Here is a 15,339-nt window from a genome sequence, read left to right on the forward strand (position 1 = left end):
CCGCTTGCCGACCAACGCGACAGGTGAATCCCCGATGGCCAACGAAGCCAAGCTCCGTGAGTACCTCAAGCGCGTCACCGCCGATCTCCACGAGACCAGCGAACGCCTGAAGGCCGTCGACGCCAGGAACCACGAGCCCATCGCGATCGTCGGGATGAGCTGCCGCTACCCGGGCGGGGTCCGGTCGCCCGAGCAGCTGTGGGACCTGGTCGCCACCGCCACCGACGGCGTCACCGGCTTCCCCGTCGACCGGGGTTGGGACACCGAGCGGGCGTACGATCCGACCGGGGAACGGCGGGGCAGCACGTACGCCCGGGAGGGCGGGTTCCTGCACGACGCCGGGGACTTCGACCCGGAGCTGTTCAAGATCTCCCCGTACGAGGCGCTCGCCATGGACCCGCAGCAGCGGCTCATGCTGGAGGCCTCCTGGGAGGCGATCGAGGACGCCCGGATCGACCCGCTCTCCCTGCGCGGCAGCCGCGTTGGCGTCTTCGCCGGCATGATGTACCACAACTACGCCGCCGGGCTCGACGAGGTCCCGGAGACGCTGGACGGCTTCATCGGCGGTGGCACCGCCAGCAGCGTGCTCTCCGGCCGGGTGGCCTACACCTTCGGGTTCGAGGGGCCGGCGCTCACCGTCGACACCGCCTGCTCGTCCTCGCTGGTGGCGTTGCACCTGGCGGTGCAGTCCCTGCGGTCCGGTGAGTGCACCCTCGCACTGGCCGGCGGTGTCACCGTGATGACCACGCTGGAGACGTTCGTCGACTTCAGCCGGCAGCGCGGACTCGCCCCGGACGGGCGGTGCAAGTCCTTCGCCGACGGCGCCGACGGGACCGGCTGGTCCGAGGGGGTCGGGATGCTCCTCGTGGAGCGGCTCTCCGACGCCCGCCGCAACGGCCACCGCGTGCTTGCCGTGGTGCGGGGTACGGCGGTGAACCAGGATGGTGCGTCGAACGGGTTGACCGCGCCGAATGGTCCGTCGCAGCAGCGGGTGATCCGCCAGGCGTTGACGAGTGCTCGTCTCACCCCTGCCGACGTGGACGTGGTGGAGGCGCACGGTACCGGTACGACCCTGGGAGATCCGATCGAGGCGCAGGCTTTGCTGGCCACGTACGGACAGGGCCGCGAGGGGCACGAGCCGCTGCTGTTGGGGTCGGTCAAGTCGAACCTCGGGCACACCCAGGCCGCTGCCGGTGTGGCGGGTGTGATCAAGATGGTGCTGGCGATGCGGCACGGCATCGTCCCGCCCACCCTGCACGTGGATGCGCCGTCGTCGAAGGTGGACTGGTCGGCGGGTGCGGTGGAGTTGGCGACCGAGGCTCGTGCGTGGCCGGTGGTGGATCGGCCGCGTCGGGCGGCGGTGTCGTCGTTCGGTATCTCCGGCACCAACGCGCACGTGATCGTGGAGCAGGCCGAGGCGGAGGCCGACCCGGCGCAGACGTCGACCGGTGTGGATCTTCCGGTGGTGCCGTGGTTGGTGTCGGCGCGGTCGGCGGAGGCCCTGGCCGGGCAGGCGGGCCGGCTGACGGAATTCGTCCGGGAGCAGGCCGGGTTGTCGCCGGTCGAGGTGGGCTGGTCCCTGGTCACGACGCGGGCGGCGTTGGAGCACCGGGCGGTGGTGCTCGGCGCGTCCGATGGGGACCTGGTTGCCGGGTTGGCTGCCCTGGCCGAGGGCTCTTCTGTGCCTGGGCTGGTGTCCGGTGAGGTGGTGTCGGGTCGTCGGGCGTTGGTGTTCCCGGGTCAGGGTGCGCAGCGGCCGGGGATGGGTCGGGAGTTGTACGGGGCGTTTCCGGTGTTCGCGGATGCGTTCGATCGGGTGTGTGCCCTGTTCGTGGACCGGCTCGCACACCCGTTGCGGGAGGTGGTGTTCGCCGAGTCGGGCTCCGAGTTGGCGGGTCTGCTGGATCAGACGGTGTTTACGCAGGCGGGTCTGTTCGCTGTTGAGGTGGCGCTGGTCGAGTTGCTGTCGTCGTGGGGTGTGACGGCGGACTTCGTGGCGGGTCATTCGATCGGTGAGGTGACGGCGGCGTACGTGTCGGGGGTGTTGTCGCTGGAGGACGCGTGTGTCCTGGTGGCGGCGCGGGGTTCGCTGATGCAGGCGCTTCCCTCCGGTGGTGGCATGTTGGCGGTCGGTGCCCCGGAGGCCGAGGTCCGTGAGGCGGCCGGTGACGGTGTCGACGTGGCGGCGGTGAACGGCCCGGCGTCCGTCGTGCTGTCCGGCCCGGTGGCCGACCTCGACCGGGTGGCGCAGGAGTGTGCCGCCCGGGGTTGGCGGGCGAAGCGCCTCTCGGTGAGTCACGCGTTCCACTCACGGCTGATGGAGCCGATGCTGGACGGGTTCCGGGCGGTTCTCACCGGGTTGACGTGGTCCGCGCCCCGGATTCCGATCGTGTCGAACCTGACCGGAAAGGTCGCGGATCCGGGGGAGATCGCAAGCCCGGACTATTGGGTGCGGCATGTGCGTGAGGCGGTCCGGTTCGGCGACGGCATCGCGACGTTGCACGGTCTGGGGGTGGCCACGGTCCTGGAGGTCGGGCCGGATGCGGTCCTGACGGCGATGGCGGCCGACACCCCGACCGACCGGACGGTGCACCTGATCCCGGCGCTGCGGCGGGACCAGTCGGAGACGACTGCGCTGGTCGGGGCCCTGGCCCGGTTGCACGTGACGGGTACTGCGGTGGACTGGACGGGCTGGTTCACCCAGGGCGGGCAGCAGCCGCGCACCGTCGACCTGCCCACCTACGCCTTCCACCACCGGCGCTACTGGCTCAACGCGAAGGCCCGGCCCCGTGACACCGACGGTGGTGTCGACGCCCCGAGCGACGAGGCGTTCTGGCAGGTCATCGAGAACCAGGACGTCGAAACGCTCGCCGCCACTCTCGCCGTCGACCCGGAGGCCCCGCTCGGTGCCGTACTCCCCGCCCTCTCGGCGTGGCGACGCCGCCAGGAGACCGAGGCGACCCTCGATTCCTGGCAGTACCGGGTCAGCTGGCAACCGCTCCCCGACAGCACCCGCCAGGAGGTCGGCGGTCTTCTCCTGCTCGTGCCCGCCGACTCAGACGGAACCGCCGGGGAATGGGCGACGGCGCTCACCGCGTCCGGCGTACGGGTGCTGCCGGTGGCCGCCGGAACCGACCGGGAGCGCCTCGCCCGGGAACTGACCGAGGCGTACGCCGAAGGGCAGCCCGGTACCGTCCTCTCGCTGCTCGGCCTCGCGTCCGGAACGCACCCCGACTCGGCCTCCGTGCCGGCCGGTCTCGCCACCACGGTCACCCTCGCCCAGGCCCTCGGGGACGCCGGGGTCGCCGCCCGCCTCTGGATCGCCACCCGGGGCGCGGTCGCCGTCGACCCCCGCGACGATCTCGTCGACCCCGACCAGGCGGCGCTCTGGGGCTTCGGCGGCGTGCTGCGCGCCGAGCACCCGCACCGCTGGGGTGGCCTCGTCGACCTGCCCGAGACGGCGGACGCGCGTGGCGTACGGCTGCTGCGCCGGCTGCTCGACGGTGAGCGCGTCGAGGAGCAGCTCGCCCTCCGCGCCACCGGCGCGTACGCCCGACGACTGGTCCACGCCGGCCCGCCGGGCGAGCCCAAGCGCCGTTGGACCCCGCGCGGCACGGCGCTCGTCACCGGCGGTACGGGTGCGCTGGGCGGGCACGTCGCCCGTGCCCTCGCGGCGGCCGGCGTCGACCACCTCCTGCTCGTCAGTCGGCGTGGCCCGGAAGCCCCCGGTGCCGCGTCCCTGGCTGAGGAGCTGACCGCGCTGGGCGCCAGGGTCACCGTCGCGGCCTGCGACGTGGCCGACCGGGACGCGCTGCGTGACCTGCTCTCCACCGTTCCCGCCGATCTGCCGCTCACCACCGTCGTCCACACCGCGGCGGTGCTCGACGACACCCTGGTCGACGCCCTCACCGTCACGCAGATGGCGACCGCCCTGCGCGCCAAGGTCGACGCCGCCCGTAACCTCGACGAGCTGACCCGTGAGCATGAGCTGTCGGCGTTCGTCCTGTTCTCCTCGCTGGCCGGCACGTTGGGCGGCCCCGGGCAGGCCAACTACGCCCCCGGCAACGCCTGGCTCGACGCCCTCGCCCGACGCCGCCGCGCCGAGGGACTGCCCGCCACCTCCGTCGGCTGGGGCCTCTGGGCCGACGGCGGGGTCAGCGCCGGTGACTTCGAACGCCGGATGGTCCGCAACGGCATCGCGGCGATGGACCCCGCTCTGGCCGTCCGCACGCTCACCCGGGCCCTCGACCACGACGAGACCCACCTGGTGATCGCGGACGTCGACTGGAACCGGGTGGCGGCGGGCGCCGTCGGAGGTCGACTTGATCCGCTGACCCGGGACCTGCTGACCACACCGCAGGTCACCGATGCCGCCACCGCCGACCGGGCCGCCGGTGGCAGCGCCCTGCGGCACCGCCTCGCCGGGCTCTCCGAAACCGAACAACTCGACGCCCTGCGTGACCTGGTGCGTGCCGAGGTGGCGGCCGTGCTCGGTCACGGCAGTGCCGACCAGGTGCCGGCCGGACGCGCGTTCCGGGATCTCGGCTTCACCTCCCTCACCGCCGTCGAGCTGCGTAACCGGCTCGACGTCGCGACCGGCCTCACCCTGCCCGCCACCCTCGCCTTCGACCACCCCAACCCCACCGCCCTCGCGGCCCACGTCCGTACCGAACTGCTCGGCGGGCAGGACCGGCCCGAGACGGCCCACCCGGCGGTACGCCCCGTCGACGACGACCCGATCGTCATCGTCGGCCTGGGCTGCCGGTTCCCCGCCGGTGCCGCATCCCCGGAGGAGTTCTGGCGGCTGCTCGCCGACGGGGTCGACACGATGTCCGACTTCCCCACGAACCGGCACTGGGATCTGGCCACGCTGTACGGGGAGTCGTACGTGTCGCAGGGTGCGTTCCTGGACGACGCGGGCGCGTTCGACGCGGACTTCTTCGGCATCTCGCCCCGTGAGGCCCTGGCCATGGACCCGCAGCAGCGGCTGCTGCTGGAGGTCTCCTGGGCGGCGATCGAGGACGCCCGGATCGATCCGCTCTCCCTGCGGGGCAGCCGGGTCGGCGTCTTCGCCGGCACGAACGGGCAGGACTTCGACAACCTCATCCGGTACGGCGGCGAAGACCTCGCCGGGTACGGCGCAACCGGCGCGTCCGCCAGCGTGCTGTCGGGGCGGGTGGCGTACTCGTTCGGGTTCGAGGGGCCGGCGGTCACCGTGGACACGGCGTGTTCGTCGTCGTTGGTGGCGTTGCACCTGGCCGTGCAGTCGTTGCGGTCGGGGGAGTGCGACCTGGCCCTCGCCGGTGGCGTGACCGTGATGTCCACCCCCGGTGCCTTCGTGGAGTTCTCCCGGCAGCGGGGGCTCTCCGCCGACGGACGGTGCCGGTCGTTCGCGGACTCGGCGGACGGCACGGGCTGGGGCGAGGGTGTGGGTGTGCTCCTCGTGGAGCGGCTCTCCGACGCCCGCCGCAACGGCCACCGCGTGCTTGCCATGGTGCGGGGTACGGCGGTGAACCAGGATGGTGCGTCGAACGGGTTGACCGCGCCGAATGGTCCGTCGCAGCAGCGGGTGATCCGGCAGGCTCTGGCGAATGCCCGGTTGTCGACCGCCGACGTGGATGTGGTGGAGGCGCACGGTACGGGTACGACGTTGGGTGATCCGATCGAGGCGCAGGCGTTGTTGGCGACGTACGGTCAGGGTCGGCCGGAGGGTCGTCCGTTGCTGCTCGGTTCGGTGAAGTCGAACGTTGGTCATACGCAGGCGGCGGCTGGTGTGGCGGGCATCATCAAGTCGGTGTTGGCGATGCGGCATGGTGTGGTGCCGGCGTCTCTGCATGTGGATGTGCCGTCGTCGAGGGTGGACTGGTCGGCGGGTGCGGTGGAGTTGGTGACCGAGGCTCGTGCGTGGCCGGTGGTGGGTCGGCCGCGTCGGGCGGCGGTGTCGTCGTTCGGGATCTCCGGCACCAACGCCCACGTCATCCTCGAACAGCCGGAAACCGAACCGGTGTCGGAGCCGGCCGTGACGTCGGCAGAGGCCGGACCAGTAACTGGCGAGCTTCCGGTGGTGCCGTGGTTGGTGTCGGCGCGCTCGGCGGAGGCGCTGGCCGGGCAGGCGGGTCGGCTGGCCGGCTTCGCCCAGGACCACCCGGGGCTGTCGCCGATCGATGTGGGCTGGTCGTCGGCGACGACGCGGGCGGCGTTGGAGCACCGGGCGGTGGTGCTGGGGGCCGACGGCGATGAGCTGGTGGCGGCGCTGACCGTCCTGGCCGAGGGCGGGTCGGCTCCCGGCGTGGTGACCGACGCGGTGGTGTCGGGCCGTCGGGCGCTGGTGTTCGCCGGTCAGGGTGCGCAGCGGCCCGGTATGGGGCGGGAGCTGCACGACCGGTTCCCGGTGTTCGCGGAGACGTTCGACCGGGTGTGTGCCCTGTTCGAGGGCCGGCTCGCCCACCCGTTGCGGGACGTGGTGTTCGCCGATCCGGGATCTGATCTTGCGGGTTTGTTGGATCAGACGGCGTACACCCAGGCGGGTCTGTTCGCGCTGGAGGTGGCGCTGTTCGAGCTGCTGACCTCGTGGGGTGTCACGGCTGACGTCGTGGCGGGTCATTCGATCGGTGAGGTGACCGCCGCGTACGTGTCCGGGGTGCTGTCACTGGAGGACGCCTGTGCGCTGGTGGCGGCGCGGGGTTCGCTGATGCAGGCGCTTCCCTCCGGTGGGGGGATGCTGGCGGTCGGTGCCACCGAGGCCGAGGTCCGGGCTGTCGCAGGTGACGGTGTCGACGTGGCGGCGGTGAACGGTCCGGCGTCGGTGGTGCTGTCCGGGCCGGCCGCCGACCTGGATTGGGTGGCGGAGCTGTGCGCCGGGCGGGGTTGGCGGGCCAAGCGGTTGCCGGTGAGCCACGCGTTCCACTCGCGGTGGATGGAACCCATGCTCGACGGGTTCCGTGCCGCCATCGTCGGCCTGGACTGGTCTGCGCCACGGGTGCCGATCGTGTCGAACCTGACCGGGGCGGTGGCGGATCCGTCCGAGATCGCAGGGCCGGAGTACTGGGTACGGCACGTCCGGGAGGCGGTGCGGTTCGCCGACGGGGTGACCACGCTGTACGGGCTGGGTGTCAGCACGGTCCTGGAGGTGGGGCCGGATGCGACGTTGACGGCGATGGCAGCCGACACCCCGACCGACCGGACGGTGCACCTGATCCCCGCGTTGCGGCGGGACCTGCCGGAGACGACCGCGCTGGTCACCGCTCTGGCCCGGCTGCACGTGACGGGCACCGCGGTGGACTGGACGGGCTGGTTCACCCAGAGCGGGCAGCGGCCCCGCACGATCGACCTGCCCACCTACGCCTTCCAGCGCACCTGGTACTGGCCGGACGTGACCGCCACCGGGGGCATGGCATCCCGGCGGGGCGGTGACGTCGACGAGCGGTTCTGGGCGGCGGTGGAGCAGGAGGACCTGGTCGGGCTGGGCGAGGAGTTCCGGCTCGACGCGGATGAGCCGTTGAGTGCGCTGCTGCCGAAGCTGGCCCGGTGGCGGCGGGAGGGGCAGCAGCGTTCCACCGCCGACTCCTGGCGTTACCGCGTCGAATGGCGGCCGGCGGCTTCCGTACCGAAGGCGGATCTGACCGGGACCTGGTTGGTGCTGGCGCCGTCGACGCAGGCCGACCACCCGGTGGCCGAGGGTCTTGCCGCGCACGGTGCCGAGGTCCGGACGATACGGCTCGACCCGGCGGCCCTGAGCCGCGACGACGTGGCCGAGCGGCTACGCGCCGCCGTGGCCGACCCGGGCGACCTCGCGGGAGTGGTGTCGTTGCTGTCGCTCGCGGGTGCGGGTGTCGGTGAGGCGCTGTCGGTGGTTCAGGCGTTGGGCGACTGCGGGACAGGCGGCCGGGTGTGGTGGGTGACCCGGGGCGCGGTGTCGGTGGGCAAGGCCGACGAGCTCATGGATCCGGCCGGAGCTGCCGTGTGGGGCCTCGGTCGGGTGGCGGCGTTGGAGGAGCCGCGCCGGTGGGGTGGCTTGGTGGATCTGCCGCAGGTGGTGGACGAGCGGGCGGTCCGCCGGTTCTGCGCGATGGTGGGGGCCGGTGCCGAGGATCAGGTCGCGGTGCGGTCGTCGGGGGTGTTCGCCCGGCGGTTGGTGCGGGCTTCGGGTGATCCGGCGCGTCGGTCCTTCCGGCTGTCGGGGACGGTGCTGGTCACCGGCGGTACGGGGGCGCTCGGTTCGCGGGTCGCCGAGTGGGCGGTCGGCGCGGGTGCCGGTCATGTGGTGCTGACCAGCCGTCGCGGTGAGCGGGCGTCCGGTGCGGTGGAGTTGGCGGAGCGGTTGCGGGCGTCGGGTGTGCGGGTGACCGTGGCGGCGTGTGACGTGGCCGACCGGGCCCAGGTCGCGGCGCTGCTCGACGACTTGACCGAGCAGGGCGACTCCGTCCGCGCCGTCGTGCACACCGCCGGAGCCCCCCAGTTCACCCCCCTCCCTGAACTCAGCCAGGACGAACTGGCCGACGTGCTCCGGGCCAAGGTCGACGGTGCGGCCCACCTCGACGAGCTGCTGCCGGACGGGTTGGACGCGTTCGTGGTGTTCTCGTCCATCGCCGGGGTGTGGGGTTCGGCGGGGCAGGCCGGCTACGCGGCGGCAAACGCCTTCGTGGACGCGCTCGTCACGCGCCGCCGTGACCGGGGGGCCGTCGGCACCGCCGTGGCGTGGGGACCCTGGGCCGGTGGCGGCATGGCCGTGCAGGGCGAGGCGCAGGAGCAGTTGGCCCGGCGTGGTCTGCCGGCGATGGCTCCGGAGCTGGCGGTGACCGCGTTGCAGGGTGCCCTGGACCGGGACGACGTCTCGGTGGTGGTCGCCGACGTGGCGTGGGACCGGTTCGCCGCGTCCTTCACCGCGCTGCGTCCCAGCCCCCTGCTCGACGAGATCCCCGAGGCGCGACCCGCGCCGACCGACGCCGACGCAGACACCGGTGACGGCACGCGACTCGGCCGTCGGCTCGCCGGTATGACGAGCGTCGAGCGGGACGCGTACCTGCTCGACCTGGTCCGGGCCCAGGCTGCCGCCGTGCTCGGGCACGCGGCGTCGGACGCCGTACCGGCCGATCGGGCGTTCCAACGTCAGGGCTTCGACTCGCTCACCGCAGTCGAACTGCGCAACCGACTCACTGCGGAGACCGGCCTCGCCCTGCCCAGCACCCTGGTCTTCGACCATCCGACGCCGCTGGCCCTGGCGACCCACCTCGCTGCCGAACTGACCGGGACGCCGGCTGAGGCGGCGGTGGAGAACCGGCCCGTCGCGGTCGACGACGACCCGATCGTCATCGTCGGCATGGGCTGCCGCCTGCCCGGCGGCGTCGACACCACCGACCAGCTCTGGGAACTGCTGACCGCCGGCCGGGACGGCATCTCCGACTTCCCGCTCGACCGGGGCTGGGACAGCTTCCTCGACGGTAGGCTCACCGACACCTCCTTCCCCCGCCAGGGCGGCTTCGTCTACGACGCGGGCGCGTTCGACGCGGACTTCTTCGGCATCTCGCCCCGTGAGGCCCTGGCCATGGACCCGCAGCAGCGACTGCTGCTGGAGGTCTCCTGGGAGGCGATCGAGTCGGCCGGAGTGGACCCGTCCCGCCTGAAGGGCGAACGGGTCGGCGTCTTCGCGGGCGCCAGCTTCCAGGGGTACGCCTCGACCGCGATGGGCCGTGACCAGGAGGTCGGCGGACACCTTCTCACCGGCAACGCGACCAGCGTGCTGTCGGGGCGGGTGGCGTACTCGTTCGGGTTCGAGGGGCCGGCGGTCACCGTGGACACGGCGTGCTCGTCGTCGTTGGTGGCGTTGCACCTGGCGGCGCAGTCGTTGCGGTCGGGGGAGTGCGACCTGGCCCTCGCCGGTGGCGTCACGGTCATGGCTTCGCCCGCCACGTTCGTGGAGTTCTCCCGGCAGGGCGGCCTCGCCCCGGACGGGCGCTGCAAGTCGTTCGCCGAAGGCGCCGACGGGACGGGCTGGTCGGAGGGTGTGGGTGTGCTGCTGGTGCAGCGGCTCTCCGACGCACGGCGGGACGGTCGTCGGATTCTCGCGGTGGTGCGGGGTACGGCGGTGAACCAGGATGGTGCGTCGAATGGTTTGACGGCGCCGAATGGTCCGTCGCAGCAGCGGGTGATCCGTCAGGCTCTGGCGAATGCCCGGTTGTCGACCGCCGACGTGGATGTGGTGGAGGCGCACGGTACGGGTACGACGTTGGGTGATCCGATCGAGGCGCAGGCGTTGTTGGCGACGTACGGTCAGGGTCGGCCGGAGGGTCGTCCGTTGCTGCTCGGTTCGGTGAAGTCGAACGTTGGTCATACGCAGGCGGCGGCTGGTGTGGCGGGCATCATCAAGTCGGTGTTGGCGATGCGGCATGGTGTGGTGCCGGCGTCTCTGCATGTGGATGTGCCGTCGTCGAGGGTGGACTGGTCGGCGGGTGCGGTGGAGTTGGTGACCGAGGCTCGTGCGTGGCCGGTGGTGGGTCGGCCGCGTCGGGCGGCGGTGTCGTCGTTCGGGATCTCCGGCACCAACGCCCACGTCATCCTCGAACAGCCGGAACCGGTGCCGGTGGAGACCGGGCCGGTGGCCGACGGACTGCCGCTCGTACCGTGGTTGGTGTCGGCGCGTTCCACCGACGCCCTGGCCAAGCAGGCCGACCGCCTCGCTGACCGCCTCCGTCGCGACCAGGACCAGTCGCCGGCCGACGTCGGTTGGTCGCTGGCCACCGCCCGGGCAGCGTTGGAGCACCGGGCGGTGGTGCTGGGTGCGTCCGGCGGGGACCTGTTTGCTGGGTTGGCTGCCCTGGCCGAGGGCTCTTCTGTGCCTGGGTTGGTGTCCGGTGAGGTGGTGTCGGGTCGTCGGGCGTTGGTGTTCCCGGGTCAGGGTGCGCAGCGGCCGGGGATGGGTCGGGAGTTGTACGGGGCGTTTCCGGTGTTCGCGGATGCGTTCGATCGGGTGTGTGCCCTGTTCGAGGGTCGGTTGGACCGTCCGTTGCGGGAGGTGGTGTTCGCCGAGTCGGGCAGCGAGTTGGCGGGTCTGCTGGATCAGACGGTGTTCACGCAGGCGGGTTTGTTCGCGGTGGAGGTGGCGCTGTTTGAGTTGCTGTCGTCGTGGGGTGTGACGGCGGACTTCGTGGCGGGTCATTCGATTGGTGAGGTGACGGCGGCGTTCGTGTCGGGGGTGTTGTCGCTGGAGGATGCGTGTGCTCTGGTGGCGGCGCGGGGTTCGTTGATGCAGGCGTTGCCGTCCGGTGGTGGCATGTTGGCGGTCGGTGCCCCGGAGGTTGAGGTCCGCGAGCTGGCCGGCGAGGGTGTCGACGTGGCGGCGGTGAACGGTCCGGCGTCCGTCGTGCTGTCCGGTCCGGTGGCCGAGTTGGATCGGGTGGCGCAGGAGTGTGCGGCCCGGGGTTGGCGGGCGAAGCGCCTCTCGGTGAGTCATGCGTTCCACTCGCGGTTGATGGAGCCGATGCTCGACGGGTTCCGGGCTGCCATCGCGGGTCTGGACTGGTCTGCGCCGAGGGTGCCGATCGTGTCGAACCTGACCGGCCAGGTCGCGGATCCGGGGGAGATCGCAAGCCCGGACTATTGGGTGCGGCATGTGCGTGAGGCGGTCCGGTTCGGCGACGGCATCGCGACGTTGCACGGTCTGGGTGTGGCCACGGTGCTGGAGGTGGGGCCGGATGCGACGTTGACGGCGATGGCGGCTGACACGCCGACCGACCGGGCGGTGCACCTGGTTCCGGTGTTGCGGCGGGACCAGTCGGAGGCGATTGCGCTGGTCACGGCTCTGGCTCGGTTGCACGTGACGGGTACTGCGGTGGACTGGACGGGTTGGTTCACTCAGGCCGGTCAGCGGCCCCGCACCGTCGACCTGCCCACCTACGCCTTCCAGCGGCAGCGGTACTGGCTGCACGACACCCCGCCCGCCACGACTGTTCCCGCCGCCGTCTCCGCTGCGGTGAGCGACGAGCGGTTCTGGGCGGCGGTGGAGCAGGAGGACCTGGCCGGGCTGGGGGAGGAGTTCCGGCTCGACGCGGATGAGCCGTTGAGTGCCCTGTTGCCGAGACTGGCCCAGTGGCGGCGGGAGGGGCAGCACCGATCCACCGCCGACTCCTGGCGTTACCGGATCGACTGGACCGCCGTACCGGATGCCGAGCCGGCGCTGTCCGGCACGTGGCTGCTGCTGGTGCCGTACCTCGGCCTGGACGGCGCGCTGCTCGCGGCCGTGACCGACGGGCTGACCGCAGCCGGCGCGGAGGTCCGCCCGGTGCCGTTCGACGGCCCGGCCGACGACCGGGAACTGGTGGCGAAGGCCCTCCGCGACGTCGGCGAGGTCACCGGAGTGGTGTCGCTGCTGTCGCTCACGGGCGGCGGCGTGGGCGAGGCGCTGGCGGTGGTGCAGGCGTTGGGTGCCGCCGGTGTCGGAGGCCGGGTGTGGTGGTTGACCCGGGGTGCCGTGTCGCTGGGGGCGTCCGACGGTCCGGTGGACGAGGTCGGGGCTGCGGTGTGGGGCTTCGGCCGGGTGGCGGCGTTGGAGGAGCCGCGTCGGTGGGGTGGCTTGGTGGATCTGCCGCAGGTGGTGGACGAGCGGGCGGTCCGCCGGTTCTGCGCGATGGTGGGGGCCGGCACCGAGGATCAGGTTGCGGTGAGGTCGTCGGGGGTGTTCGCCCGGCGGTTGGTGCGGGCTTCGGGTGATCCGGTGCGTCGGTCCTTCCGGCTGTCGGGGACGGTGCTGGTCACCGGCGGTACGGGGGCGCTCGGTTCGCGGGTCGCCGAGTGGGCGGTCGGCGCGGGTGCCGGCCACGTGGTGTTGACGAGTCGTCGCGGTGAGCGGGCGTCCGGTGCGGTGGAGTTGGCGGAGCGGTTGCGGGCGTCGGGTGCGCGGGTGACCGTGGCGGCCTGTGACGTGGCCGACCGGGCCCAGGTCGCGGCGCTGCTCGACGACCTGACGGATCAGGGCGATCCGGTGCGGGCCGTCGTGCACGCGGCGGGGGCGGCGCAGTCCGTCCCGCTCGCCGAGATGACCGCCGAGGAGCTGTCCGACGTGCTCCGGGCCAAGGTCGACGGTGCGGCCCACCTCGACGAGCTGCTGCCGGACGGGTTGGACGCGTTCGTGGTGTTCTCGTCCATCGCCGGGGTGTGGGGTTCGGCGGGGCAGGCCGGCTACGCGGCGGCCAACGCGTACCTCGACGGGCTGGTCGCGCGGCGACGCGCCCGGGGTCTCGCCGGCACCGCCGTGGCCTGGGGGCCGTGGGCCGGTGCCGGCATGGCGCACGGCGAGCAGCAGGAGCAGTTGGCCCGGCGTGGTCTGCCGGCGATGGCTCCGGAGCTGGCGGTGACCGCGTTGCAGGGTGCCCTGGACCGGGACGACGTCTCGGTGGTGGTCGCCGACGTGGCGTGGGACCGGTTCGCCGCGTCCTTCACCGCGCTGCGTCCCAGCCCCCTGCTCGACGGCATCCCGGAAGCGGCCGGCACCGCCGGCCAGCCCGAGACGCCGGCGGCGGACGCCGGGGCACCGCAGGCGCTGCGGGACCGGCTCGCCGCAGCCGGGGACGCCGAGCGGGAGCGCATCCTGCTCGACCTGGTCCGCGGCACCGCGGCCACCGTCCTGGGGCACCGCACCCCGGCCGCGATCCGGGCCGGACGCGGCTTCCTGGAACTCGGCTTCGACTCGCTCACCGCCGTCGAGCTGCGCAACCGGCTCACCGCCGAGACCGGCCTGACCCTGCCGACCACCCTGGTCTTCGACCACCCGACGCCGGCGACGCTCGCCGCGCACCTGCGCGCCGAGTTGCTGCCGCACGGGGCGGCCAGCCCGGTCGTCGCCGAGATCGATCGGCTCGACCAGGTGCTGCGCGCGGTCCCCGGGGACCGCCGCGACGACGCGGAGGTCACCCGCCGGCTGGAGGAACTCGTCGCCCGGTGGCGGGGCGGCGCGGCTCCGCCGGCCGCCGATCCGGCATCCGCCGGGGACCCGGTCGACGTGGCCGAGGACCTGACCAGCGCCACGGAGGACGACATCTTCGACATCATCCAGCGGGAGTTCGGCAAACAGTGACCGCCAGCCACCCTAGGGGTGCGCCCTGCTCATCTAGGGGTGTGCCACCACCTGACGGGCTCCGTAGGGTCGGAGCCCGTCAGGTGGTCGTCCCCGGCCGGTACGTGGGACGGACGGTGGGGTGCACGCGGGTGCCCGGAGGTACGGGAGGTTCCGGGTGACCTACGTCCGCCAACTGCTCGCGATCAGCGACCTGCACGTCGTGTACGCGGAGAACCGTGCGATCGTCGAGGGCCTGCGCCCCGGCAACGCCGGGGACTGGCTGATCGTCGCCGGTGACGTCGGCGAGTTCGTCGCCGACGTCGAGTGGGCGCTCGGTCTGCTCAGCGAGCGTTTCGCCAAGGTGATCTGGGCGCCGGGCAACCACGAACTGTGGACGCCCCGGGACGACGTCGTGCAATTGCGCGGTGAGGCGCGCTACCGGCACCTGGTCGAGATCTGTCGCCGGCTCGGCGTGGTCACCCCGGAGGATCCGTACCCGGTGTGGGATCCCGACGGCGATCCCGTCCTGATCGCCCCGCTCTTCGTCGGGTACGACTACACGTGGCGGCCCCCGGGGACGTACACCCGGGAACAGGCGCTGGCCCTGGCGCACGAGACCGGCGTGGTCTGCACCGACGAGATCCTGCTGCACCCGGACCCGTATCCGAGCCGGGACGCCTGGTGCCGGGCCCGGGTCATCCAGACCGAACGGCGGCTCGACACGGAGCGTGGCGGACTGCCCACCGTCCTGGTCAACCACTACCCGCTGGTCCGTGAGCCGACCCGCATCCTGCGGTTCCCCGAGTTCGCGCAGTGGTGCGGCACCGACCTCACGGCGGACTGGCACCTGCGCTACGAGGCCCGCGTCGCCGTCTACGGCCACCTGCACATCCCCCGCACCACCTGGTACGACGGGGTGCGCTTCGAGGAGGTGTCGGTCGGCTACCCGCGTGAGTGGCGTCGCCGGGCCACCGCGCCGGGGCAGCTCCGACCGCTGCTGCCGGCCCCCGTCCGACACCTCGGCTGACCGCCTCCGCAGAGGCGGGGGCGGACGGTTCCGACCGCCCTCAGGCTGCTGTTATCCGGCCCGACCGAGGGCCCGCCGACCACAGCCGAATGAGGGGTCCGTAGGGGTTGGGCGGCAGTTCACCGCTCAGTACCGTCCACTCACGGTAGCGGTCGGATGCCGGCAATCCCAGGGTCGGAGCGTGCGGTGGCGTGCGGGGTGGTCAGCGGTGAGGAACAGACGTTGAAGCGGTGAGTGCACGTCCGTGTCGCCATCGGTCGCT

Annotated in this window: 2 protein-coding genes; both read left to right on the top strand. The window is 72.6% G+C overall.

The window, feature by feature from the left end:
- Window positions 1-4: 4 nt before the first annotated feature.
- Window positions 5-14,068, top strand: coding sequence for a type I polyketide synthase (locus GA0070618_RS24400; RefSeq protein WP_462358809.1), 14,064 nt, complete (start codon window positions 5-7; stop codon window positions 14,066-14,068).
- A 157-nt stretch (window positions 14,069-14,225) separates the two neighbouring features.
- Complete coding sequence (locus tag GA0070618_RS24405) at window positions 14,226-15,077, top strand: metallophosphoesterase family protein (protein ID WP_088983704.1); 852 nt, start codon at window positions 14,226-14,228, stop codon at window positions 15,075-15,077.
- The last annotated feature ends 262 nt before the right edge of the window (window positions 15,078-15,339 follow it).

It is taken from the genome of Micromonospora echinospora (assembly GCF_900091495.1).
GTDB lineage: Bacteria > Actinomycetota > Actinomycetes > Mycobacteriales > Micromonosporaceae > Micromonospora > Micromonospora echinospora.